The sequence below is a fragment of the Sphingobacterium sp. LZ11T8 genome (assembly GCF_024261425.1).
Classification (GTDB): domain Bacteria; phylum Bacteroidota; class Bacteroidia; order Sphingobacteriales; family Sphingobacteriaceae; genus Sphingobacterium.
In genome coordinates this window covers 292,478-318,264 of record NZ_JANBZY010000002.1, presented here as the reverse complement: position 1 = coordinate 318,264, position 25,787 = coordinate 292,478, and the positions used below count along the sequence as shown (strand labels likewise).

The following is a 25,787-nucleotide window of genomic DNA, read 5'->3' as shown; positions in this document are numbered from 1 at the left end:
GGGATTTATTCCGTTTCCTTTTGGTTCTTCCACCTGTCCGTCTTGTTAAAATGGCTTTCTTTTTTTCTGTTTTTTTGTTTTGGAAACAATTTTTAAGAAGGAGTTACGCATCCTGACCAAAGGACGGTTATCAAAATAACGGTTTGTGCTTATCGTTATAGATTTCCTTAATGAGTTCCCCAAACTCCTGAAAGTGGTATTCGATAATATTGTCCAGATACGCATAAATCGTCAGTTTGTCGATGCCCATAATATTGGTAAGCCTGTTAAATGTTTCGTGGTGTTCCTACCGTACATAGACCGATTTACCCCTACTTGCAGTACTGTTCGGAATTTTAAAGAACTGTCCACAGTAATCCTCTTTGGTCAGCTTCTTTGGCTTGGAGGTACTTTTTTTCGTACTGTTCGCTGACGGTTTAGTTTGTTCCGTTTCTTTTGCTATTTCCTCGAGTTCTTCTCCTACCATTATACGCATAATAGCTTCCTCATCAACTTCGGGTTTTGCAAAGTCTCCCCGATGTGTTATTCCTTGTTGTTTCATCAAAGATTGTTTCTTTTCATCAGTTAGGAAATTTTCAATAGAAAAATCCTCTTTTTTGGTTTGCTGATTTTTGTTTTCTTCGTGTATCATATCTCTAAATTTTAATATTATATCCAATTAGCTGTTTGGCTAGCTAAGCAGTCAGTTGTATGTACGATTGCACCTATGTAACAACCTATCTACCTATGCACCTGCATACACTTAACTGCTAGTTCATTAACTCAAAAATCTGTAATTCGTCTGAATTCAATCACGCAGATTTGCTGTCGGGATTTTTGCTGTTCAGTTATTTAATTATGGGCATAACCAATCAGCCAGTTAACCAGATACAAAGGAAATAAAAGCAATTTCAATCCCCATAAAGGTGGTACTATTTGGCGTTTATTGGCTTTGTTTGGCGTGATTGTAAGTTGTTGTTATTCAAATAGTCTTATCGAACTTTGTAATGGAAGCGACTGCTTTTTTCGGCTAACTCCAATCCGTTTGCAAAACGGATTTTTCTGAACTCCTGTTCAGAGCAAGTTATCTCTTGAGGTCCTCGAAATAAATTTCCGCACCTCAAGAGCCCTTGCCCTTGCAGGGGGCTGGAAACGGCTCCGAAGTTGCTCGTTTGTTTAAAAATTAAAATGGATTATTATGGAAGAGAAAAACAGAAAACAGATTAGGAAAACAGGACGAAAACCAAAGATTGACCCTGCGGTAAATCGGTATTCCATCAACCTGAACGCAGAGGACAATGCCAAATTTCTTGCCCTCTTTGACCAATCAGATATGAAAGTAATCGCCCATTTTATTACTGCCTGCATCTTTCAGAAGACCGTAAAGACCGTAAAGATTGATATGAATGCAATAGAATATCACGAAAAGTTGACCCGATTTTTTAGCCAGTTCCGAGCAATCGGAACAAATTACAATCAGATTGTGAAGATATTGTACCGCAATTTTTCGGAGAAAAAAGCAGGAACATACCTTTTTAAATTGGAAAAAGAAACGATAGAATTGGTACAAGTTACTAAAGAAGTTATCCGTTTGACACAAGAATTTGAAGAAAAACATCTGAAAAAAGATTAAAGTTATGATTGCAAAAATTGGAAAGGGAAGCAATATGTATGGAGCGATTTTGTACAATCAACAGAAAGTATATAAAGAAAACGGAGCGGTTCTGCTCTTGAACAAGATACCTGACACAGTTGACGGCAAGTATTCCGTAGCCTATTTTAAAAAATGCTTTGAGCCGTATTTATCGGCAAACATCAAAACGGAAAAGACGGTACGCCATATTTCGCTGAACCCAGATCCTGCGGATAAGGTCAGCGATGAGCAGTTTACGGAAATGGCACAGGAGTATATGGAACGTATGGGGTATGGTAATCAACCTTATATTGTTTTCAAGCATACGGATATTGACCGAACACATATACACATTGTTTCAACCTGTGTAGACATTGACGGTAAGAAAATTCCTGATGCTTACGACCATCCACGCTCAATGGCTATTTGTCGGGATTTGGAAACGAAATACAACCTGCAAAAAGCCACCGAGCAAGAGCAGAAACAAACCGATAAGATTTTCAAAAAAGTGGAACAGCAGAAAGGCGACATTAAAAGTCAGATTGCTTCGGTAGTACGGCATTTGCCGAAATATTATCAGTACACAAGTCTTGGAACATACAACGCTTTACTTTCGTTTTTTAATATCACGGCAGAGGAAATAAAGGGCGAACGCAACGGAGAACCTGTACACGGATTAGTATATTTCGCTTTGAACGACAAGGGAGAAAAGGTAAGCAATCCATTCAAAGCATCGCTATTCGGAAAAGATGCAGGCGTTGCACAACTTCAAAAACATTTTGAGCACTCCAAAGAGAAAATGAAAACTAACCCTGCAAGGTCTGTCCTAAAGAATACCGTTGAATTGGCTATACACACCACAAACAACGAAAGTGAATTTAAAAAGCAATTGACTGAGGAGGGTATTAATACGGTTGTGAGACGTAATAGTGAAGGACGAATTTACGGTATGACCTTTATTGACCACGAAAACCGTAGCGTTTGGAACGGCTCACAATTAGACAGAAACTTGTCGGCAAACGTATTCAACGATTGGTGGAACAACGGAAATAAACCCGAATTGAAGATACAGGATAGCCCTGTTTCCAATACCAACACGATAGACCACCAACCAACGAAAGACCTTTTTGAGTTTATCTCTCAGGAGCATTCAGCTAATTCCGATTTGGGATTGTTCAACTTGCTACCCGATGCACAGGGTGAAGATTACGAGGAGGAACAGTTTGCTAAACAAATGAAGAGAAAGAAGAATAGGCGAATCTAATATTGCTCCTTCATCTTTCTGTAAAGTAAGGTTTGTTATTCATATTATGAATAAACAACAGTAGGTAGAATCTTTGCAATCAGGCAAATGAATTTAATTTTTCCTTTCTTTTCTCCCAATCAGGCATCATCAAAGTGAGTAAATCAAAAAAATCCTGATTATGGTGTTTATGAACCGTATGACACAATTCATGCATAATGACATACTCAATACACCTTTTAGGAGTGTGAATTAATTTAGGATTGAAGATAAGTTTATTTTTAATAGTACAACTTCCCCATCGGGTGGGCATATCCTGAAAATAAATGTCATTCGGAGCCTTGAAGCGTTCTGAAAATTTTTTAATGATAGGTTTTGCTATTTCGCTTATTTTACTGTATGCTCTTTGTTTTAACCACTCATCGAAAAACATCTGTGCTTTTTCCTTATTTTTTACTGTAATTAAAAACAGATTTCCTTTGTAGGTGACTTCTTCCTTCTCAGATTTTTCAACAACTAATTTATACTGCCTTCCTAAATATAAAATAGAATACCCCGATTTTATTTCATAGGAAATTTCTGTTGCATCAAAATTCAAGAAATAAGACTGTTGTTTGCATATCCAGTGGGCTTTTTTTAAAAGTGATTCTTTAATTTTTCCCAACGATATTTCTAATGGAGCTACAACAAAGACAGAAGTGTCTGGCAATATTTTAATACCAATCGTTTTGCGATTAGAGTATTGTAATTCAAATTCTATCTTTTGTTTTCCGTATTGAATGCTTTCTTTCATTATCTGTTTGCGATGGCAATATCAATTAATTTTTTTGTTAATTCATCTGCCTTAGCCATAGAAACATCAAAGACATCCATTAAATAATCTCCAAAATCTAATTCGATTTTATTGATAATGTCAGTGCGTTTATGCCAATCTACAACTTCAAATTTTGTAACAATTTCATCAAACATTTTTGTAATTTCTACTTCTTTATCGATTAAATAACTTTCTTGCTTTAGCAGTTGAAAAACAGCAATATTTCTAGTTTTTTCTTTAATATCATCTGGAATATCATCAGAAAAACCTTTTGCAGCTTGTTCTTTATAGTCGGTCAACCTTCTTAATGCTTCAATTTCAGACAGACGATTCGCACGCATTTCTGCAATAGTTTCGCTGATTAGTTCAGATAGTTTTTTGAATAACGCAGGATTAGCATCAATATTGATCGATAAATATTTTGAAGTTGCAGCTGCAATCTTTTCAGCTTTAGCTCTTGGCCCTACGAGTTTTTCAACTTCTTCAGCAAAGGCTTCCGTATCTAGAATATTCAGAGGTTCCACTAAACGGATGATTTCTTCTGTAATGACGTGCTGATCCAGCAATTTTTGCAATTGCTTTTCGTATTGTGTAAAACTGATTTTATCCAGATAGATCGAATTTGCTGCTACACGAATACCTGCAAATTTTTTAAGATCGTCTTTATATTGCTTAATTTCTTGCTCTGGTGTTTGGTTATGAAAGTCAATAGAAGACAATGCTACCTTTAGTATTCTGGCAAAAACATTAAATTTATTATAGAAATCATCTCTTATAGACTGGTCAGATAAGAAGACTATATATTCATCGATATTTTGCTTATTGCTAATGGTTTTGAAAATATTTAACAAATCAGTATGAGCACGAGGTAATTTATTTATTTCTTCAGAAATATCCGTTAAAGAACCTGCCAGATCTTTTGGATCAAAAGAATTATCATCCCCAGAATAATTCTCCAAAGCTTCCTGAAGCTCTTCCATTATACCTGCATAATCAATAATGTATCCATAATCCTTGCCTGGAAAAACTCTGTTTACTCTGGCAATTGCCTGAAGCAATGTATGTTCCCGTAACTTACGGCATAAATACATCACAATCGTCTGAGGTACATCAAACCCGGTAAGAAGCTTATCAATAACAATCAGTAATTCAATATTTTCACCTTTTTCGTATTGTTGTATGATATCTTCATCTATCCGCTGACCGTATTTTGTTTTTAATAACTCATAATATTGAGTGACTTCGGGTGATTCAGAGCTGTGTACGTCTTCATTATTTTCTCTTGTATCGGGAGCCGACATTACCACTTCCGTTTTTACTTTCCCGATCAGGTCAAATGCTTTCTTGTATTTAACGGCAGTTAATTTGTCTGGACAAACCACCATTCCTCTGAAACCTGAATGTATTCCAGTTTTATCTTTTCCCCAGTTTGACTGAAAATGTTTGCTGATATCAAAAGCAATTTGATCAATGTTTTGTTCCGTTTTGGTAATCAACCCTGCCCGGCTCATTTTCTTTTTCAGATCGGCACGTTGATATTCTTCAAGATCTTCCATCACCATATCCACACTTTTATCAAGCACTTTTCGGTTTACATCCTGTACAGCCAATCTTCCTTCATATAAAATAGGAATAATAGCACCATCTTCAACTGCTTCTGAGATGGGGTAAGTATCTATTATACCTCCAAATTTATTCGCAGTGTTCTTTTGTTTTTTCATCAACGGCGTTCCTGTAAACACGATAAAGCAAGCATTAGGTAATACTTTTTCCATATTCACATTAAAAATACCATGCTGTGTTCGGTGTGCTTCATCAATTAATACAAAAATATTGTGACTGGTTAATTGATTATCTGGTAAACTTTTGACTGCTGCATCAAACTTGTTAATAATAGTGGTAATTACAAAATCCCCATTACCTTTCAGTAAGCTCACTAACTGTTTACCAGATGCGGCATTGATGACATCGACTTCTACTTTTTGTAATGTTTTTGTGATCTGTCCGTCTAAATCAATTCTATCTGTTACTAAAATAATCTGAGGATTATTTATTGTGTCTTGAATTTTACGAGCCAGCATTGCCATTGTCAAAGATTTTCCGCTACCTTGTGTATGCCAGATAACCCCTCCTTTTCTTTTACCGTTACGAACAGGTTTTATCCGTTCAATGATTTTGTTGATGGAAAAGAACTGCTGAAAGCGGGCAATTTTTTTGACAACACCAGCTTCAAACAGAATAAAGTCCTTAACAATAGTTAATAAACGCTCAGGACTTAACAAACCTTGGATAAAAATATCCTGTTGGGTAGGTGCTACGTATTGTTGATACTTTTCTTGGTATGCAATATGGTCTGATTTAGTTCTAATATCTGGATTTGAGAAAAGTTTTCTTTCTATATCCTTTGATAAAGCGGTATTTACTAATCTATCTAAACTGTCAACAAACTGTGTTTCCTTTTCTTTCCAGATCGCCCAAAACTCTTCTTTCGTGTTTGTAGTGGCATATTTAGTTTCTAACAGAGACGTTGCTAATAATACCTGACTATACACATACAAACTTTGAATACCATTTTCTTGTTGGTTCCTGATATGCTGGGAAATTGCCTGTTTTATTGGTTCTTTAATTGTTGGACTTTTACACTCTATAACAGCTAATGGAATACCATTGACAAATAAAACAATATCAGGTCGGTACGTATCTTTTCGTCCTGTACGTAATACCGAAAATTCTTCCGATACGTGGTAATAATTGTTAGCAGGATTTTCCCAATCAATATATTGAATGGTATGACTTTTTTTGTCACCATCAATAGATTGTTCTAAAGCATGTCCAAATACCAACAAATTATAGATTTGATTACAAGCTTGAACCAATCCCTCAGAAAGCGGTATATCCTGAATTTTCTGGATAGCTTTTTCAATATTTGCTGGTTCAAACTTCGTTTTTTTGCTTCCGATTTTAATATCATTAATATACATCAAACGCTCTCGGAGGATATCAGTTAAGATCACGTTACTTTCTCTATTCTCTCGAAGTTGTAAGGCTTCGCTGGAAGATAAGTAACTATACCCCAAATTAATAAGTAGTTTGAGTGCCGGAATTTGTGATATATTATCTTCGGTAAAAGCCATTAGAGATTATGAGTTACGATATATCTACAAATGTAATAAAAATGACTATCATAACTCATAATTATCCCCTCACAACTACCTTAATGCCTTAAACATTTGCTCAATTGCTTTCTTCTTTTGCTCCATATTAGGATGAACATAGAGATTTAAAGTGGTACTGATGTTGGAATGCCCTAAGAGTACACTCACAGTTTTGTAATCACAATTACTTTCGATACATCTTGTGGCGAAGCTATGCCTTAGACCATGAAATTTTAGTTCCGGCATATTGAGTTCTTTCATTAAGTTTTTATAATAACTGCGGTATGTTCGAGGTTCTGTAGGTTTAACATCGTTTGTCAGAACAAAAAATGATGGATTAACGATTTTTTTAAATGGTTTCAATATCTTCAATAAATCTTTACTGATTGGAATTTCCCGAATAGAGTTTTTAGTTTTTGGCGTATCTAAAATGAGTTCCGTTCTACGGTTTCCTTCTTCGATCACATAAATACGCTGAATTGTGCGATTAACACTGATAACTCCATTATCGGTGTCTATATCCTCCCAGGTTAAGGCACACACTTCTCCAATACGCATACCTTCACTCAAACAGATATAAACACCTAAGTTTCTGAATGTAAAATGTTCTTGTATATAGTTCATTATTTTTTTCTGATCTGCCCGGCTTAATACTTCAATATGGAACTTTAAATTATTTTATTGCAAAATCAGGTACGAATCTAAAGTATATTTTTTACAGTCTAAAATTCTTCACCTTTGAAAAATATAAAGTTGGGTCTGGTATTCCTCATATTTATTTCAAAGATTATGGAGAATCATTATTTTTTTGCCCATCATTTGATGAACAGCGTAATATAGAACAATTACTATCATCAATTGATGAGAAAATAAACATTCAAAAAATCTTATTACAAAAATATGAATTACAGAAAAAGCATTTGTTACAGAACCTGTTTATATAAACAGGTTCTGTAACAAATATTGTTTTTGAGAACGGTATTCCTCCAAAATTTTTTTCTCGGTTTCTATTTTTAATTCAATGGAATAAAGAAGTTTAGCAATAAAAATTTGTTCTTCCAAGCAAGGTAATAAGATAGTCAATTTCATTAATTCAATTTTAGACATATTATACCGAGTACTTCCTTGCGCTAACTTAACTATTTCATTTCTAAAGGTAGAGCTTCTGAATAAATAACTTGAAAAAAGTGGGTTAAGAATCTGAGATGATAAAGGTCTATACCCAAAACAAAAACTATTTAGGTACATTTCGCTAACTTCATCTAATAAGACTGAAGACATTCCAATCTCATTAGGTGTTTCAGAGGATATAGTAAAAAACACATCTCCATATTGCACATTATTCTGATTTTCAGTTTCTAAAATTTCTACAAGTCCACAATTTCCTATTTGAATTTTGGACGAATCAAAAATTTGCTTGTACTGAATATATGGTTTACCTATTCCAAAATTGTCTTTAGTTTTTCCTGAAAGACCATTAAAAGTTTCTCCTATCTCTCTTAACCTCTTCAGTTTCCATTCATCCTTAAATTCTCTGAATCTGGTCTCTTGAGAAAATAGCTTTTCCCTTAGCCCTTTACTATGGGAAATAATATCTCAAATCTAATCAAACTCTATTTCAAAATATTGAAGAATAGCTTTGTAATTATCCTGAGCTGTAAGACAAGTATCTAACAAATATTCTCTTATATTAATCCACTCCTGTAAACCTCTATAGTAGAACAGTTTAATATCTTCATCGATAATGAAGGGCACAATATTATTAGCAAGGCATTCTTTAAACATGATTAACCGACCAACACGCCCGTTTCCGTCCTGAAAAGGGTGAATGATTTCAAACTGGTAGTGAAAGTCTATAATATCTTCAAAAGTTTTCTGTTCAATACTGTGGTAACCAGAAAGTAAATCTTTCATTTTTGTCGTCACCTCTTTAGGTGAACAAGTTTCATTGCCACCTACTTCGTTAGGAAGTTTTTTGTATTCGCCAACATTAAACCAGTCTTTTCGACTATCAGATGTTCCTGACTTCAGTAGATAATGTAATTCCTTTATAAATGATTCTGATAATTTAGATTTTGCCTTATCAATGATTAAATCAATACATCGAAAGTGGTTGGTTGTTTCTATGATGTCATCTACATTAACGCTTTCTTTAGAAGCTCCGATAGTATTTGTTTCAAAAATATATCGGGTTTGATCATGAGTCAACTTGCTTCCTTCTATCCGGTTTGAATTATAAGTCAGATCGATTTGCGTACGGTGATAAATACCACCTTTGAGCTTCATTTCTTTTTGTTCTTTGAGATGATTGAGTAATTGATTATCACTAAATTTCTTCTTATTTGCTTTCTCAGGTAATATCGCATCATCGGGAATATTCCATGTTTTACCTGTTAAAAAAGCTCCTTTAATTCTTCCTGTAGCACAATAATTCCGGACGGTTCGTTCTGGAACATTCCATTTTTTTGCAAACTCACTTACTGAAATATAATTCATAGCTTTTGATTATAGATGCCGTTATCGGCAAATATACAATAAATTACAACTATATATTTCTTAATTTTTGCCGATAACGGCATAATTAAGGATTTAATTTCCTATGTGAATACGATTCGCTATCAGCTATATGAACAAATTCTTAATCAAAAAAATGATTTGGTTCAAGTTAAGGATACTTTAAACTATGAACAGCCAACTAAATATTTGGTAACAAATACAGATTATTCATCTGATATTTCGTTAATTCCAGTTCTAACTGCAAATAAATCTTTTGTATTAGGATATACCGATGAAGAATTTGGTATTTATGACAAAGGACAATCTATCATTTTCGATGATTTTACAATGGATATAAAGTTTGTGGATTTTCTATTCAAAGTAAAATCATCAGCAATTAAAATTTTGACAGCTAAACCAAATGTGAACCTAAAGTTTGTATTTGAGTATTTGTCATTTTTAAATCTATCCTCAAATGAACACAAAAGACATTACATCTCCGAAATTGAACCTATGGAAATACAATTGCCAAATTATATTCAACAAACATATGTTGCAGATTTTCTATCAAGTATTGACGATAAAATAAAAACTGAATTTGAATTTCATATGCTATTAATTAAGCAGAAACAATATCTTTTAGCCAATTTATTTATATAAACAAATTGGCTAAAAAGTATGTCTTTTGTCTCTCTAACTTCTGTAAAATATTGGTTTCAATTTCAATTTTTCCATCGATAGATAATAAGAAGTTAGCTATTTTATGTTGCTCTTCAATTGTCGGAAAATCTATTTTGACTCCTAATAATGTAGTCTCATGTATCCGTTTACTTCCAGAACCTGTTGCCAAATCTTCTAATCTTTTGTAAAAATCTGCTCTCCCTAAAAAATATAGAAGATATGCAGTGTTAATTTTTGAATGGTTAATATCCAAAGCAGGTACGTCTCCAGAAGATAAAAATCCATCAAATTCATCAGGAATTATACCAAAAGCTCCGTTAAACAGATTTTGCTTTCCGTAAATAAATTGCCCTTTCTTTCTAATGAAATAATTTGTTGCACCTAATGATAAAGTATTTGTATTATCATTTTGAGAAACACCTTTTAAATGAAGTTTTACAGTAAGTAATCTACTTTTGTCAATATTTCTTGATTTTATTTTTTCTGGAACAGACATAACTTCTGATAATTCTTTCGACTCCCACTCAGGAAAATTATTTCCGAACTCATCTTTAAACTTCAATTGACCAGAGAATAACTTCTTACTAAGCGTATTCTTTAATAACTTCAGTTCCTCAATTATTTTGTTTTGGGTTGCAATCCTTTGATCTATTAGAGAAAAGAATGAGGCGATTTTTTGCTGTTCTTTGAGATTTGGGAATGACAATTTTATTTTTGAAATACGTCCTGTACTAATACTTAAAACCTTTGTCCCCTGTGACTCTTTCTGTATTTGAGTTCGTACTGAATTAGACTTGAATAAATAACCATTAAAACCTAAATAAAAAATGTTCTTTTGAGGTCTTGCTAACAAAGTATGCAAACCAGACAGAAGTTTTTCTCCATTTAGATTGATAACTTCAATACTTTTTCCTACATCTTTTAAATCTTCGGAAGCATCTGCAAAAATGACATCTCCCTCTTGACAATAATTTTCTTCTGAAATTCTGTGGATGTTTATTTCATTATTTATATATGGAGTAACTTCATTAGCAATATCAAACAATGTTTGATATTTAGTGTGAATATCACCATAATGGATATTTTTCACAAATCCATTTTCATAATTTAGGTTATCACGAGAAAATGAGTTGGTTACTTTGAAATCCATAATCTCCCCCAACTTCTTCGTTTCCCATTCCCCTTCAAACCCCGGAAATCTCAAATGGGGAACGTTACCTACTTTTAATTTTTTATTTTCCATCTCGATGACTCAATTTTCGTTAGTAAAAACATTAAGGATTTAAAAAATTAAAAATCAATACCCAGCTCTTTCAAGTATCCACCGATTTCCTTATCCAACTCATCTCGTTTTGCTTCCAAAGATTTGATTTCCTGCATCACTGCCTGAATGTCGATTTCGGGTTCTGGTTCAAAAGTATCAACATAACGAGGAATGTTGAGGTTGAAATCATTCTCCTTTACTTCTTCAAAACTGGCTATATAAGCGAATCTTTCTTCAACAATTCCTGTTTCCATTGCCTGATCATGAAACTGCGTAAAAATATCTGTAATATGCTGAATGTGTTTTTCCCCTAAGGAGTTTTGATTTTTCCCCGGTACAAAATCTTTGCTGGCATCAATAAACAGTACTTTCTCTTTGTTTACTTTTTGCTTGTTGAAAATAAGAATAGCAGCCGGAATACTTGTGCCAAAAAACAAATTGGAAGGTAAGCCTATCACTGCTTCAATCAAATCTTCTTCAATGGTCTTAGTTCTGATTTTTCCTTCAGCAGCTCCTCTGAATAATACACCATGTGGTACAACTACACCTGCTTTACCAGTATTATTCAATGATTCTATCATATGTGAAATAAAAGCCCAATCTCCTTTAGATTTTGGTGGCAAACCTCTCCAGAAACGATTGTAAGAGTCGCTTGCCAAATCATCGGCTCCCCATTTGTCCAATGAAAAAGGAGGATTGGCTACTACCGTATCGAATAACATTAAAGCATCTCCTTCCTTGTGCTTTGGATTTCTCAACGTATCTCCCCAACGTATCACAGCACTATCATAGCCATGCAGATACATATTCATTACAGCCAATGCCCAAGTACTACCATTTGCTTCTTGACCATATAGCGAAAAGTTATTATCACCCACCTGGCGTCCTGCTTTGATTAAAAGAGAGCCTGAACCACAAGTAGGATCATAAATACGTGAACCTGGTTTAGATTTGGTTAACTTAGCCAATAATGTAGAAACCTCCGCTGGAGTAAAGAATTCTCCTGCTTTTTTCCCTGAATCAGATGCGAAATTAGCAATCAAAAATTCATAGGCTCCTCCAATGACATCGTTATTCTCTAAATGAGAAGAAGAAAGGTTTAAAGAATAAAAATCGTTCAATAGATTACGTAATCTGGTTATTTTGCCTTTTGCATCTCCCAAATTAGAACTGTTAAAATCAATATTTCTAAAAATATTAGATCCATCGTGACCGCCTAATTTTTCTCTGTTTGCTTCCTCCAATTCCGCTAAAGCATGATTGATCATTTCCCCAATCTTTGGATTGTTACGGTTTTCATATAAAAAATAAAAGCTTGATTCTTCAGGGACTATAAAACGCTCTCGCTCCAATGCTCTTTTTACACGCTCTTCGTTTCCTTCATATTTTTTGGCATATTCTTCTTTTTTCTCATTGTACACATCGGTTACATACTTTAGAAATAACATGGTGAGTATGTAATCTTTATATTGAGAAGGGTCGATTGTACCACGAAATGTGTCACAAGCTTTCCATACGGTATTGTTTATATCTTTTTGACTTACTTTAGTACTCATTTTGTAGTTTTTTATAAGTTACTGTATTGATTAAATTTTCTTTAAGAGTGATTAACTCCTTTTGAATAACAACTTGTTCTTTTTTTAAGAAATCTAATTTTATAATCTGCTTTTGTGTGTCTAAATTAGGAATAATAATTTCCAAGTCTCCTAATTCTTGTTTTGTGACCGAGGGAATATTTTGGGTCGTCATTTTAGAAGCAAATACTTTTAATGTTTCAGGATGATTCAGATACCAAACCAAGAATTCAGGCAGAATAAGATCATTCTGAATAGTTAAAACCAGAAAAGAAGCACTGGCAATAGTAAATGAATATTCATTGCGGAATAAGGTGGCAAAAAAGCGTCTTCCTTTGGCATTGAACAAAACCTCGTTATATTGTAAAAAATTTTTTTCGATAGCCGGCTTTATCAAAACGTTAGCTTCAAGATCCTTTCTTAAATTCCCGTCATCATCATAATCAGAAGTTCCAACCATTCTAACATAGGCATCGGTCAGTTGCTTTTCATCATTGTTAACGGTTTTAGGAACCACCATTCCCGACCTTATATTAACAATATCTGATAATTTAAACTTTTTGTTCATTTCTTTATTTTTAAACAAGCTCTCCGTTCTGTAAAAGAACAGAGAACTTGCAAATTAACATCAATTATGAGGATATTCGGGACCTAACCAAACTTTATATTCCAAATACTTGTCATAATAATATATCCATTCAGATATCCACGGAATGACTTCTACTAAATCAAGATAAGGTCTACCTTTTAAATCAAAAACTGGATGATACAAACAAAGTGAACCATCACCGTTAAAATGTGTATCCGCACATTTTATAAGATTTTTAGTTTCTACCATTACTCTTTCAAATCTATTGGGGAAAAATGGAGAACATAGCAATTTCAAATGATATTTTCTGTTATTCAATTCCAATGTGCCCTTTCCTTCAAGTAATTTCCCTTTAACCTCAAAAGATAACCATTTGAATTCTTTTTCACATTCAATCATCGTTTTATACAAAAATCCCATCCAGTATTTTTTAGCACGCTCTTTAGGATTCAGCATAAAATCCATGACTTCCATTTTTTACACCTGATGAGGTATTAATTTGACCACTTGAGTCTGTGTAAGCTGTTCCAGAAAGCAATGCGGCTAATTGAGGATTCCCTTTAAAACTTTCTTCCAACTTAACCAAAGTTTGGATGTTTTGTTTGTAATATCCGTTTCCAAATAAATCTTTGTAATTCTGCTCATTGGTAGAGTTGGATAAAAACGTACTGACCTTTCTCTCTAAATCTGTTACAAATCCCACATAACTTTCGTAATGCTTATCAGTCCAAGAATCAGTGAAATTCTCACGCTTCTCCTTATCTGGATATAAATCTATTGGGTTATAAACCTGAAATCGAATTCCTTTATACTTATAATCGTCAGCTAAATGTTTCATTTTTGCCATCGCATTTTTAAGTGCTGCTTGAATTGATAACTCTTCATTATAGCTCTGAGCCAGTAAAGTTGTTAATACAATACTTGAAATAGCAGGTGTTTTAGCTAAATCTTTATTTTCATAATACAAATCACGGTAACGTTTTATAATTTGCACCGTTCTTTGCAATGGAGATTTAACATATACATCTTTTGGCAAATCCTCAGTTTCTACTTTTGCTTCTGTAAGCATCACAAATCGTTCTGTAAGCATAAATTGAGATTTATGCTTTTCAGAAATATTTTTAAACCAAGCATCATACCCCTTTGGATCTGTGCGAGACCAATCCATTAAGGTTTTATCATTTGGTATCATCAATCTTGTGCTGTCTGAAGTGATTTTACATCCAGATAGAATATCCATGTGAAAATCGCTATTATAGTTGATTCTAATGCAACGGTTTTTCTTCTGAAGAAGTGGTGAATAGGTTCCATGATTATCTAAAACACGGAAAACTTCGTCATAAATTTCTTTGGGTGTATGATTTAAATAAGAATCATCTAATTTTAAAACAATATCTAAATCAAATTCTTTACCTGGTAATGGCTTAATAGTTGTTCCTATTAACAAAGAACCTTGTGCATACACATTAACTGTGTAATCTTTAAAAAATTCTTCATCTTTATCAAAAACATCATTCACTGCTTTATAAGCAGAAATCATCTGTTCTTTTCTGGTGTCATCTAATTCTAAATTAGCCGCTGCAATAGCAAGTAATTCTTCCTTTTTAAATTCTTCTTCTTTGTATTTTGTATAATTATTTCTCATTGATTAAGTATTTTGTGTGTTCTCCAATTTTAGCAATTTGTTCTTCATTTTCAATTACTAACAATCTTTCGATTTCGCTGATGTCTACTACCATGAAATCACTGCCTAATTTGCGAGGATTTTTTAAAAGTCTCTTCAGTTCTACTTCTTGTTCCGGAGTTGGAAGAAACTCAACAATGTCATAAATCAAAACTTCATAACATTGATGAAAAGTACTGTAACCAAATACTTTCATCGTTTTTTGCACCTCTCTGAATGATTTGGAGTAAAAAATATCTTTATCAAATCCATGGTCTTCAATAAGCTCTTCGTTGAATTCACGGTCATAGGTTGTTTCACGGTTTTTTCTGGATTCAAACCATTTAATAACATCTAAAGCATGTTCACCTTTCACTCGAAAACGTAAATCGTCTTTGCTAATTTCATCCGATTTGATTCCCTTCGCTCCGCAATCTTCCTTATATCCCCATTTTTCAAATTCTGAAAAACCGTTAATTTTTTTGTAAACACCACCTACAGGTTGTAGTTGGTCTTTAATACGGTGACCACGAACTAACAAAAATTTAGAAGTACCAGGAATTTTAATTCTGATTAAATAACTGATAGAAAATCGAACATCCTCATTTTTTATCTTTGTAAAATTGGACTGTAAATAGGTATAAATTTGATTTTTGTTATCTAGCAACGATTCTGTTGCTTTTTTTATGATAACCTTACCAGCAGCCATACCTAAAGCTGCTAAAACTGTGTTTGCTGCCATTAGCTTAGATTTAAATATTTATAAAAATTGCTTAATAGAGCATTATAACCAATGAAAACTTGTGTATATACATATTAATACATAGTTTTGCTAAACGAAACAGACTATAATACTCTAACCCATAATGAGGTGACTAGCCTCAGGAGATGTATTGTTAAGCGCAATACGGGATTTTACAAGTCAAACATCAAAAATATCTTAAAACCAAATCTATGTGCAGTAGAATTTGGTTTTTTTTGTTTTAGTAATTCTTGTACAAAGATAATGAAAATATTTTGAATTCACAAATAAAAAATACAAGTACAAGAATTACAAAATAAAAATAGACATCTTTAAGATGTCTATTTGGTTTAATATGTATTGATATTTTAAGAAAATATAGTTGATTGGGACGGATTTCTGAAAAATATGTATATTTGCTACGAGCGAACGGAAATGTATTGAAAAACAAAGCAATAAGCACCGTTACCAAATCGTTACCTGACTTTTTTGATAATCTTTATAAAAGCTTAGTATTCAATCGATACAGCTTTTTCCTGAAAACTTTAAAATAAAATATTTTTAAATATTCGCTGCTTATAGGGGTAAAACAGGGGATTATTTAGAAAATCTGTTTTGGCGGAATGCTAATTTTGCATAAAAGGCATCCCTTTTGCTTAACAGTAGCGTAACATTATAAGAATACAAACAAAATCAAGCGTTATGATTAAAAGAATTAGCGTACCATTACTGTTGATGTCAGCCTTGTTTATTACTTCATGTGGTGTAAGCAAGAAGACTCACCGAGCTTTGGAAGCTCAATATAAGGAACTGGGTGATAAATATAATCAGAGTCAGTTAGACCTTGCAGAAAGTAAAACCAGAGTGAAGAGCTTGGAGGAACAACTTGAGCAAGAACGCAAGAACAATGCGGGCTTAAGAGAGGCCTTAGCTAAACTTCAGGGAACATTGGATAACAGTATCAACCAAAATACCCAAGGAAATGTCAATATTTCCAAATTGGTCGATGAAATCAATGCTTCCAATAAATACATTCAGCACTTAGTAAACACCAAACAAAAAAGTGATTCACTTAATATGGTGTTGACAAACAACTTGACACGTTCATTAAGTCGTGAAGAAATGAACGATGTGGATGTTCAAGTATTAAAAGGTGTGGTTTATATTTCATTGTCTGATAATATGTTATATAGGTCAGGTAGTTATGAGATTTCAGACCGTGCAGGAGAGACCTTGTCGAAAATTGCCAAGATCATCCAAGATTACAAAGATTACGATGTGCTGATCGAAGGTAATACCGATACGGATCCGATCTCAAAGCCTAATATCCGCAACAACTGGGATTTAAGTACATTGAGAGCCTCATCAGTCGTTCAAGCATTGCAGAACACCTATGGAGTTGATCCTAAGCGTTTGACAGCCGGTGGACGTGGTGAATATAACCCTGTCGCCAGCAACGCCAGCGCAGATGGTAAATCTAAAAACCGTAGAACACAGATTATCATTACCCCTAAACTGGATCAGTTTATGGAGTTGATCGATAAAGCTCCTGAAACCGAAAATTCAGAAGTTCCGGTTGATACAACATCATTTTAATAAAAACCAATAAGGGAGTCGTAGAAGACTCCCTTTTGGTATTTAGACATAAGACAATAGACACAAGAAATTAGAACTTTCTTGTGTCTTTTTTTGTTTGAACCAGGATGGAAAGGATGAGAGGATGGACCAAGATCTGGATTTGAACCAGGATGGAATGGATGAGAGGATGGACCAAGATCTGGATTTGAACCAGGATGGAAAGGATTAGAGGATAGACCAAGATTTGGATATGAGTCACGAATAAAGGGATTAGGGAAGTGTTTTTTGTTTACTCTTATTCTGAACGATCAGTGAGGAATCTGTACGGTTCTCCACCAAAATGTCCTGTCATTCTGGACCGAAGGTCCAGGACCTGTACGCCAATGTAATCTTTATTTAGATTCTTATTATCTATAGTTCCGAGATGTTTCGTGCCTCAACATGACTGGCGCAGGGAAAATAATAGGCATAGTTCCGAGATGTTTCGTGCCTCAACATGACTGGCGCGGGGAAAATAATAGGCATAGTTCCGAGATGTTTCGTGCCTAAACATGACAGGCATGCGGACAATAAAAGGCATGGTTCCGAGATGTTTCGTACCTCAACATGACAGGCATGGTTCCGAGATGTTTCGTACCTCAACATGACAGGCATGGTTCCGAGATGTTTCGTGCCTCAACATGACAGGCAGGGTTCCGAGATGTTTCGTGCCTCAACATGACAGGCATGGGGACAATAAAAGCCATGGTTCCGAGATGTTTCGTACCTCAACATGACAGGCATGGTTCCGAGATGTTTCGTACCTCAACATGACAGGCATGGGGACAATAAAAGGCATGGTTCCGAGATGTTTCGTGCCTAAACATGACAGGTGTGGGGATAATAAAGGGTATGGCTCCTAGATATTTCGTGCCTCAACATGATGGATTTGAGGATAATAAAAGGTATGTTTCCGAGATTTTTCGTGCCTCAATATTTCTGATGGTGAAAATGCTCTAATGTCTTATGTCTTGTGTCTTGTGTCTTGTGTCTTGTGTCTTGTGTCTTATGTCTTATGTCTAAAATCACCCAAACATCAACATCAGCGATGATATAATCACCAATGCCAGAATGACGATCTTAAATTCTTTTTCAGGAATGATCTTGACCAGTTTTATGCCGATGTAGCCTCCTAGCAGGATAAAAGGAATGGCAAGGCAATTTAGGATGATGCCTTCCCAGGTCAGGTTTTTCCAGACAAAAAGCTGGAGGGGTATCTTGGAGAAGTTGAGGATCATGATAAACCAAGCTCCGGTTGCGACCAAGGTTACTTTGTTGAGCTTGCGGGTCAGCAGGTAAATGGTGAGGGCTGGACCTGCGGCATTTCCGATCATCGTTGAGAATCCGACCAAGAGACCGAAGGAAGGAGAATACCACCAATTGTCGGTGAAATCCCTAGCGTCATGGTTTTTCTTGGCTTTGTTGGTTCCCCAGATCATCAACAGGACGGAGATGAAGATACAGGCCCCCATGATAAACTTAAAGGTGCCATCGTCAATATATTCTCCGACAAAGAGACCTATAAAAAGTCCGATCATGGAAAAGGGGAGCATGGATTTAATTTCGGACCAAATAAATTGTTTCCTATAATAGATCACCGCAAGGAGATCTGCCATGCAGAGGAGAATCAGAACGATCCCTGTAGAAAATTTGGCTCCAAAAAGAAGAGCAAACATTGGGATCGTAAAAGTTCCTACGTTCTGGATGCCGGTTTTAGAAACGCCAATGAGCATGGCACAGAAAAAGTAGAGTATCCATGCAGCTGGAGATGGGATCAGTTCTAATGCATTATCCCACATTCTCTTTGTAAAGTGATTTTAGCCTGTCGACATTCATGTATTTATAGTCGTCGATATATTCGAGACAAACAGGCAGATCTTCTTTCTTATGGGAACTTAGGACCCCAATGACATTCATATTGGCATTTAGACCAGCAGTAACACCGGAAAAAGAATCTTCAAACACAAAACAGTTTTGCGGATCCATATTCAGGTTATTTGCTGATTTCAGGTAAACTTCAGGATGAGGTTTGTGCAGTTCCACATTTTCGGATCCGAGGGTTGACTTAAAGAAACTACGGATGTCCAGGGCGTCCAATATCAAGTCCATATTAGCACGTGGAGCAGAGGTCGCAACTCCCAGTTTAATATCGTTGTCTTTTAAGTTGCTCAAGAAATCTGGAAGGAAGGGGATTGGTTTCGCTTCCACTTTATATATTTCCCTGAACAGGCCTTCTTTTTCCATTTCAAGGTTTAAAAGTTCCTGTCCAGCAATGGGTCTTTTAAAGAAGTGGGTAAATATATAGCTGTTATGTTTGCCATACATATGTTTTTCAAATTCCTCATCGGAATAAGGGATTTGGTACTTATCAAAAAATGCTTCAAAGGCTTTGGCGTGGTATGGATTAGTGTGGGCAATTACACCATCCATATCAAAGATGACGGCTAATTCTTTCATTGGGGCAAAAATACAAATATTATCTTTAAAACTGCTTTAATTCAGTAGTTTGGGTAATTTTATTTGATTCTGTCGCCAAGCATGATATAGGCTTGGTCAATGAAATTATAGAATGCGGAACCTGGATTGGATCTTGGCTTGCCACCGATGCCATGACCTAAACGAACAATGATCAGGTCATCCTGCGGGATCGAAATAACATATTGGCCAAGGTGGCCATCCATATAGAAATAATCTTTGTCCTTGTATTTACCAATCCACCAGCCATATCCATATTCCGGAGAGTCTGCAAAGGTATTGGTGACAGATTGTTTGATATAGGCAGAGTCCAAAAGCTGCTGACCATTCCAGTTTCCGTGGTCCATGTACAATTTGCCGAATCGGGCAAAGTCGCGGGCATTGGAGGCTACACAGCAATAGGCTTTTTCAATTCCGTATTTTTTGCTGTCAACCTGCCAAAGTGCAGTATGCTCAGCTCCCATTGGCTTCCAGAAATATTGGGAAAGCAATTCCGATAAGCTCTTTTTTGTAGCTCGTTGTAACGCTATTCCAAGTAATTGGGTATCTCCGCTTTTATAGATGAACTTTTGTCCCGGTTGGTTGTTGATGGGAAGCTGGTCTAAAGTTCCAACGATATCTTTATCAAAGTACAATCTAGTTGTGATGGAAAAAGGGTCGTAATAGCTTTCGTCCCATTTCATGCCGGAGCTCATGGAAACGAGGTCAACCATTTTAAGTGAGTCTGCATAGGGGCCGATCAGTTCTGGAACAAAATCCTTGACATTCTGTTGCAGGCTCTTTACCTGTCCGCTTTCAATTGTTTTTCCCAAGAGGGCGGCGACCATGCTTTTGGCCATGGAGAAAGAGTTGGATCGGGAGGAATCAGAATATCCTCCATAATACTCTTCAAACCAGATACTGTCTTTATGGATGATCATATAGGCCACAGATTTCCATCGGTCATGAATGCTCCTCAAGCTATCGGTTATTTTAATGCTATTATATTCTTTGGAGATGTTCCAGGGCTGCGGGGTTCCGGTTTCAATTTCATGGTTGTCGAAAAAGCGGTAATCATCGAGATAGGCCGTTTTATGGCCATGTAGGTAAGTGACATAGACCCCTTTGAGCAGGAAGTCTTTTCCGGTGGCATATAAATACACAACGGCGATGAGGAGAACCGACACAATGACGATTCCCAACCATTTAAGGAGCTTCAAAATAATTTGCATACGACAGGTTTTGTACCGTATTAAAGTTATCAAGAAAAAAACACAAGTACAATTATTTCAGCTTTTTAGCTTCGTTCCAGTACACATCCATTTCTTCCAGTGTCATGTCCTTTAATACCTGTCCGTTCTTGGCCGCTTGGGTTTCTAGATAGGTAAAACGATGGATAAATTTTTTATTGGTTTTTTCCAATGCATTTTCCGGATTGATACCGATATGTCGAGCATAATTGATCAAGGAGAATAGAAGATCACCAAATTCCTCTTCCGCTTTTTCCGCATTGATAGTTCCGTTTTTAAGGTCAAATTCAGCTTTGAATTCCGTTAATTCTTCCTCGACTTTATTCCAGACTTCGGTTTTATCTTCCCAATCAAATCCTACACCACGAACCTTATCTTGTATCCGATAAGCTTTAACCAGAGCTGGAAGGCTTTGCGGTACTCCCTGAAGGACGGATTTGTTTCCTTCTTTAAGTTTGATGGCTTCCCAGTTCTGTTTCACATCTTCATCATCCTTTACTTCCGTATCCGAATAGATGTGCGGATGTCGTATGATCAGTTTGTCACATACCGCGTTTAGGACATCTACGATGTTGAACCTGTTTTCTTCCGCTGCAATTCGAGCATAAAATACCAAGTGCATCATTATATCACCCAGCTCTTTTTTTATTTCTTCATAGTCTTTTTCAAGGATAGCATCTGTAAGTTCATACAGCTCCTCAATGGTCAGGTGCCTTAAAGATTCCATAGTCTGTTTTTTGTCCCAAGGACATTCAATCCTTAATGTATTCAGGACTTCGAGTAATCTTTCAAAAGCTTCTGAAGCTGTATTTTTTGCTGGGGGAGGTGTGTGAGCCATAGTGAGGTAATAAATTTAATGATCATTTTGAAACAATAGCCAAAGTTATGTGTTTTTAAAGAAACGTACATTAAGAATATAAAATGGATAAAACATTTAAATATGCAACAATGACAGAAGCTTTAGATAATCTGTCGAAGAATGGGTATTCAATTGATTATAATGTTGAGTTTGATAAACTTTCGGATGAGGCTGCAGTTTATGAAATTGATGTGCTTTATCGCTATGAAGGCGAGTCAGATCCGGCAGATGAATCATCGGTCTATGGTATCCGGAATACCAAGACAGGGGAGAAGGGCGTATTTGTTGCCGGAAACCTATCATTGATCGAAGGTAAAAAGAGGGATATAATTTTAGATTTAGAAATGAAATACAAGCAGCATCATCATTAAAATGAGCTGTTGATTAACACAAAGCCTGGGGATTCCCGGGCTTTGTTTGTTTTATGTCCTTTTTAAGTTAGGATTCTAAATGGCATAATAACTTCATTACATTTGTATAGTTAAAATTTATAACATGACCCTAGTCCAATTAGAATACATAATTGCCGTCGATACCTATAGAAGCTTTGTGGCTGCTGCTGAGAAATGTTTTGTAACCCAACCCACTTTGAGCATGCAGATCCAAAAATTAGAAGAATCATTGGGTGTAAAGATTTTCGATAGAAGTCGGCAGCCCGTGGTACCCACTGAAATTGGGGAAAAGATCATCGAGCAAGCGCGTACAGTCCTAACGGAGAGCAAAAAGATCTCCGAGATACTGCAAGCTGAAAGGGGCGAGTTAGCTGGAGATCTAAAGATAGGGGTAATCCCGACTGTTGCTCCTTATTTATTGCCGAACGTGATTTCGAATTTCATGAAGAAATACAACAAGTTGAAATTGCAGATCTGGGAATATACAACGGATCAGATCATTCAGGAATTAAAGATAGGTACACTGGACTGTGGAATCCTTTCTACACCATTACATGATCCGGGAATCCAGGAAATTCCGTTGTTTTATGAAACTTTTGTAGCCTATGTATCGGATCGCAGTTCTGTTTATGAAAAGAAAATGATCAATGTGGAGGATATTTCCAGTGAAAAGCTATGGCTATTGAATGAAGGACATTGTATGCGGGGTCAGGTCTTGAATATCTGTAATTTCAAGCACAACCAATCTAAAGAAGGTACCTTTGATTATAATACGGGCAGTGTAGAAACGTTGAAGCGGATGGTAGATCTCAATGGCGGTCTGACGATCCTTCCAGAGATGAGTATTTCCAACTATGATGAAGATCAATTGGCGCATGTTCGCTATTTCCGGAATCCGGAGCCAGTGCGGGAGATCAGCTTGGTGACACCGCAGAATTACGTCAAGAAACATGCGATAAACATGTTGAAGAATGAAATCCTGAATATTGTACCGGAGAAATTTAAGACAAAACGCAAAAAAGAAGTAATGGGCTTTTCAATATAAAAGCCCATTTTTTTTTATTGTCTCATAGCGAGCAGTTTGCTTACATACTTACCAAGGATATCAAATTCCAGATTGACGGTGGAGCCAATCTCGATGGTTTTGAGGTTGGTGTTATCCAGTGTATAGGGGATAATTGCTACGGAAAAGCTATTCTTGCCAGAATTCACTACTGTTAAGCTGATGCCATTTACGGTAATGGATCCTTTTTCTACAGTCAGGTTATTCAAAGCGGCATCATATTCAAAAGTATATACGACACTTCCTTCCTGAGGCTCAACGGCGGTACAGATGGCGGTTTGGTCCACATGGCCTTGAACAATATGTCCATCCAATCGTCCATCCACTTTGACACATCTTTCAAGATTCACTATATCGCCAACTTTGAGTTTTCCTAGATTACTTTTTTCAAGTGTTTCATGAATCGCCGTAACCTGATGGGTATTTTCTTCAATACCGACCACTGTTAAACATACGCCGTTGTGGGAAACACTCTGGTCGATTTTAAGGTCAGGGGATATGGGCGATTCGATGAAGTAATGAATGTTGCTTTGTTCCAACTCAATTTTCTTAACCGTTCCTAAAGTTTCTATAATGCCTGTAAACATATTTCTGAATGTTTTTTTCAAATATAATATAAACAATTTTCTTCCTAAACGGGCAGGGTTGAAAAAATATTTTAAAAAAGATTTGCATATGTGTAAAATGTACACTATCTTTGTGGTATCATAATTTAGGTTTATAATTGGTTATTAAAGGTTTTCATTCTCCCCGTTTGAAAACCTTTATTTTTTTAATTTTATTCTCCTGATTTCCAACAAGTTAAATATTTTATATACAAGAATACGGTTTAAATCCTTCAATAAATTTGGAATTTATATAAGTAAATCTCTATCTTTGTCTTAGGTTTAGGTTGATTACCTCATAAAAGAGGTTATTTTTTAAAGCTTGAGCAGTCGCCCGATTGACTCAAGCTTTATTTTTTTTATGGCCTTTTTTCCTTATAAATTTCCAGATATCTGTAGCTTAATATTTCCCATAACGATAATCCGATTGAATATAATATTTATTAAAAGTAGAATGCGCGCATATTATTTTATATAAGCGCGCATTCTTTTAATATATATGCAAAAAGGACGTTGTAACGTCTATTTTTTAATCAACTTTAAATTTATCTTTTTTTGCCACAAAGGATAGGTATAAATACCCGCAAGTACCTGATATTAATGAACCTATGAGAACTGCGAATTTTGCTTCTTCTATAAATACAGGGTCTTTGAAGGAAAGCATGGAGATGAAGATAGACATGGTAAATCCAATACCACCCAACATACCTACGCCGATCATGTGTTTCCATCCGGCCATATCTGGGAGATTGGCCAATTTGGTTTTTACACAGATCCAGGTGGTCAGGTAGATTCCAATGGTCTTTCCGAAGAAGAGTCCTAGGATAATTCCTAACCCAAGTGGTGTATTGAGGCCGTGGACCATTTCACTATGGATGGTAATATTGGTGTTGACCAGGGCAAAAAGAGGAATAATGATAAAATTTACTGGATTTGCCAACGCATGTTCCAGTTTTTCCAATGGGGATTCTGTTGCATCCGGTGTTGTTGGCAAGGTCATGGCAACCAATACACCGGCAATGGTAGCGTGGATTCCAGAGTGATGGATAAAGTACCAAATGAAGAGTCCTGGGATAATATAGGCCCAAACGCTTTTTACACCGGTACGATTGAAAACTACCAATAATCCGGTAATACCTGCGGCGTATAGCAAATAGGTGTAATGCAGTTCCGTAGAATAAAAGATGGCAATGACCAAGATTGCCAAGAGGTCATCGACAATGGCCAAGGCAGCCAGGAATATTTTCAGGCTTGGTGGAACTCGTTTATCGAGTAGGGATATAATGGCCAGAGCAAAGGCAATATCAGTTGCCATTGGAATACCCCAACCGTGATGTGAAGCTTGGTCATGATTAAAAATGGTATAGATTACGGCCGGAACAATGGCACCACCAACAGCAGCCAAAATAGGCAATATTGCATTTTTAGGGGAGGAAAGTTCGCCTTCCACCAGTTCACGTTTTATTTCCAGGCCTACCAAAAGAAAGAAAATGGCCATCAAACCATCATCAATCCATTGCTTAAGGCTGTAGCGTAGTTGGATGGTTTCGTTTTCGAAACCTAATTTAACTTGTAAAAGCTCATTGAATGCGGTTGAGGAGGAGGTGTTTGCAATGATCAGGGAGATCACAACACATAAAAAAAGTAGTATACCGCCGGATGTATTCGAGGAGAAGAACTTCTTGAATACCGACAGATTAATTTTATCAGTCAT

General features: G+C 35.8%; 25 protein-coding genes and 1 pseudogene. 6 read left to right on the top strand and 20 right to left on the bottom strand.

What is annotated here, in order from left to right; genetic code table 11:
- Positions 1-130 precede the first annotated feature (130 nt).
- Both NLF99_RS06330 and NLF99_RS06325 read right to left on the bottom strand, forming a co-directional pair.
- Positions 131-274, bottom strand: a pseudogene (locus NLF99_RS06330) (DUF3408 domain-containing protein); the annotation flags it as partial.
- Positions 275-286: 12 nt separating this feature from the next.
- The gene (locus NLF99_RS06325; protein WP_254527227.1) at positions 287-631 is read right to left on the bottom strand and encodes a hypothetical protein; all 345 of its coding nucleotides are present in this window, start codon (positions 629-631) and stop codon (positions 287-289) included.
- A gap of 546 nt (positions 632-1,177) precedes the next feature.
- Here NLF99_RS06325 and mobA point away from each other — a divergent pair.
- Together mobA and mobB are read left to right on the top strand one after the other, a co-directional pair.
- Positions 1,178-1,612: a conjugal transfer protein MobA gene (gene mobA, locus NLF99_RS06320; RefSeq protein ID WP_254527226.1), complete on the top strand. Its 435-nt coding sequence runs from the start codon at positions 1,178-1,180 to the stop codon at positions 1,610-1,612.
- A 4-nt stretch (positions 1,613-1,616) separates the two neighbouring features.
- Entirely contained in the window at positions 1,617-2,876 is a 1,260-nt protein-coding gene (gene mobB, locus NLF99_RS06315) for a conjugal transfer protein MobB (protein ID WP_254527225.1), read from the top strand.
- Between the two features lie 79 nt (positions 2,877-2,955).
- On the opposite strand, the gene NLF99_RS06310 is transcribed toward mobB, so the two are convergent.
- From NLF99_RS06310 to NLF99_RS06290, 5 genes are all read right to left on the bottom strand, one after another.
- On the bottom strand, positions 2,956-3,648 hold the full coding sequence (locus NLF99_RS06310; RefSeq protein WP_254527224.1) for a M48 family metallopeptidase: 693 nt from the start codon (positions 3,646-3,648) through the stop codon (positions 2,956-2,958).
- Positions 3,648-6,803 (bottom strand): type I restriction endonuclease subunit R, encoded by a 3,156-nt coding sequence (locus tag NLF99_RS06305; protein WP_254527223.1) that lies wholly within the window; start codon positions 6,801-6,803, stop codon positions 3,648-3,650. The genes NLF99_RS06310 and NLF99_RS06305 overlap by 1 nt, the downstream gene beginning before the upstream one ends.
- A 75-nt stretch (positions 6,804-6,878) precedes the next feature.
- The gene (locus NLF99_RS06300) at positions 6,879-7,484 is read right to left on the bottom strand and encodes a site-specific integrase (RefSeq protein WP_302910816.1); all 606 of its coding nucleotides are present in this window, start codon (positions 7,482-7,484) and stop codon (positions 6,879-6,881) included.
- 276 nt (positions 7,485-7,760) lie between these two features.
- Entirely contained in the window at positions 7,761-8,336 is a 576-nt protein-coding gene (locus NLF99_RS06295; protein ID WP_302328365.1) for a restriction endonuclease subunit S, read from the bottom strand.
- Positions 8,337-8,426: 90 nt separating this feature from the next.
- Complete coding sequence (locus tag NLF99_RS06290; RefSeq protein ID WP_254527221.1) at positions 8,427-9,320, bottom strand: Fic family protein; 894 nt, start codon at positions 9,318-9,320, stop codon at positions 8,427-8,429.
- A gap of 105 nt (positions 9,321-9,425) precedes the next feature.
- Here NLF99_RS06290 and NLF99_RS06285 point away from each other — a divergent pair, with 105 nt between their 5' ends.
- The gene (locus tag NLF99_RS06285) at positions 9,426-9,980 is read left to right on the top strand and encodes a hypothetical protein (protein WP_024566505.1); all 555 of its coding nucleotides are present in this window, start codon (positions 9,426-9,428) and stop codon (positions 9,978-9,980) included.
- On the opposite strand, the gene NLF99_RS06280 is transcribed toward NLF99_RS06285, so the two are convergent.
- From NLF99_RS06280 to NLF99_RS06255, 6 genes are read right to left on the bottom strand one after another with little or no spacing between them, the layout of a single operon-like run.
- Positions 9,973-11,244 (bottom strand): restriction endonuclease subunit S, encoded by a 1,272-nt coding sequence (locus tag NLF99_RS06280; protein WP_254527220.1) that lies wholly within the window; start codon positions 11,242-11,244, stop codon positions 9,973-9,975. The two genes, NLF99_RS06285 and NLF99_RS06280, sit on opposite strands and share 8 nt — an antisense overlap.
- 47 nt (positions 11,245-11,291) lie before the next feature.
- Positions 11,292-12,821: a type I restriction-modification system subunit M gene (locus NLF99_RS06275; protein WP_254527219.1), complete on the bottom strand. Its 1,530-nt coding sequence runs from the start codon at positions 12,819-12,821 to the stop codon at positions 11,292-11,294.
- The gene (locus NLF99_RS06270; protein WP_254527218.1) at positions 12,811-13,407 is read right to left on the bottom strand and encodes a restriction endonuclease subunit S; all 597 of its coding nucleotides are present in this window, start codon (positions 13,405-13,407) and stop codon (positions 12,811-12,813) included. The genes NLF99_RS06275 and NLF99_RS06270 overlap by 11 nt, the downstream gene beginning before the upstream one ends.
- A 60-nt stretch (positions 13,408-13,467) precedes the next feature.
- On the bottom strand, positions 13,468-13,902 hold the full coding sequence (locus NLF99_RS06265) for a hypothetical protein (RefSeq protein WP_254527217.1): 435 nt from the start codon (positions 13,900-13,902) through the stop codon (positions 13,468-13,470).
- Entirely contained in the window at positions 13,871-15,073 is a 1,203-nt protein-coding gene (locus NLF99_RS06260; RefSeq protein WP_254527216.1) for a nucleotidyltransferase, read from the bottom strand. The genes NLF99_RS06265 and NLF99_RS06260 overlap by 32 nt, the downstream gene beginning before the upstream one ends.
- Positions 15,063-15,833 (bottom strand): hypothetical protein, encoded by a 771-nt coding sequence (locus tag NLF99_RS06255; RefSeq protein WP_185242068.1) that lies wholly within the window; start codon positions 15,831-15,833, stop codon positions 15,063-15,065. The genes NLF99_RS06260 and NLF99_RS06255 overlap by 11 nt, the downstream gene beginning before the upstream one ends.
- Positions 15,834-16,535: 702 nt before the next feature.
- Here NLF99_RS06255 and NLF99_RS06250 point away from each other — a divergent pair.
- Positions 16,536-17,429 (top strand): OmpA family protein, encoded by an 894-nt coding sequence (locus NLF99_RS06250; RefSeq protein ID WP_254527215.1) that lies wholly within the window; start codon positions 16,536-16,538, stop codon positions 17,427-17,429.
- Positions 17,430-17,499: 70 nt separating this feature from the next.
- Here the strand turns inward: NLF99_RS06250 and NLF99_RS06245 are convergent, their stop codons facing one another.
- The 5 genes from NLF99_RS06245 to mazG form a co-directional block, all read right to left on the bottom strand.
- Positions 17,500-17,670: a hypothetical protein gene (locus NLF99_RS06245; RefSeq protein ID WP_254527214.1), complete on the bottom strand. Its 171-nt coding sequence runs from the start codon at positions 17,668-17,670 to the stop codon at positions 17,500-17,502.
- 805 nt (positions 17,671-18,475) lie between these two features.
- Positions 18,476-19,249, bottom strand: coding sequence for a sulfite exporter TauE/SafE family protein (locus NLF99_RS06240; RefSeq protein WP_185216356.1), 774 nt, complete (start codon positions 19,247-19,249; stop codon positions 18,476-18,478).
- On the bottom strand, positions 19,239-19,907 hold the full coding sequence (locus tag NLF99_RS06235) for an HAD family phosphatase (protein WP_254527213.1): 669 nt from the start codon (positions 19,905-19,907) through the stop codon (positions 19,239-19,241). Before NLF99_RS06235 ends, NLF99_RS06240 begins: the two co-directional genes overlap by 11 nt.
- Before the next feature lie 59 nt (positions 19,908-19,966).
- Complete coding sequence (locus NLF99_RS06230) at positions 19,967-21,136, bottom strand: serine hydrolase (RefSeq protein ID WP_254527212.1); 1,170 nt, start codon at positions 21,134-21,136, stop codon at positions 19,967-19,969.
- A 52-nt stretch (positions 21,137-21,188) separates the two neighbouring features.
- Positions 21,189-21,992 (bottom strand): nucleoside triphosphate pyrophosphohydrolase, encoded by an 804-nt coding sequence (gene mazG, locus NLF99_RS06225; RefSeq protein WP_254527211.1) that lies wholly within the window; start codon positions 21,990-21,992, stop codon positions 21,189-21,191.
- An 83-nt stretch (positions 21,993-22,075) separates the two neighbouring features.
- On the opposite strand from mazG, the gene NLF99_RS06220 reads away from it, so the two are divergent.
- Both NLF99_RS06220 and NLF99_RS06215 read left to right on the top strand, forming a co-directional pair.
- The gene (locus tag NLF99_RS06220) at positions 22,076-22,384 is read left to right on the top strand and encodes a hypothetical protein (RefSeq protein WP_093096607.1); all 309 of its coding nucleotides are present in this window, start codon (positions 22,076-22,078) and stop codon (positions 22,382-22,384) included.
- Positions 22,385-22,508: 124 nt separating this feature from the next.
- Positions 22,509-23,450, top strand: coding sequence for a hydrogen peroxide-inducible genes activator (locus tag NLF99_RS06215; RefSeq protein ID WP_254527210.1), 942 nt, complete (start codon positions 22,509-22,511; stop codon positions 23,448-23,450).
- A gap of 14 nt (positions 23,451-23,464) precedes the next feature.
- Here NLF99_RS06215 and NLF99_RS06210 read toward each other — a convergent pair whose 3' ends face one another.
- Both NLF99_RS06210 and nhaA read right to left on the bottom strand, forming a co-directional pair.
- Positions 23,465-24,055: a riboflavin synthase gene (locus NLF99_RS06210; protein ID WP_185216354.1), complete on the bottom strand. Its 591-nt coding sequence runs from the start codon at positions 24,053-24,055 to the stop codon at positions 23,465-23,467.
- A 547-nt stretch (positions 24,056-24,602) separates the two neighbouring features.
- The gene (nhaA, locus tag NLF99_RS06205) at positions 24,603-25,787 is read right to left on the bottom strand and encodes a Na+/H+ antiporter NhaA (RefSeq protein WP_185216353.1); all 1,185 of its coding nucleotides are present in this window, start codon (positions 25,785-25,787) and stop codon (positions 24,603-24,605) included.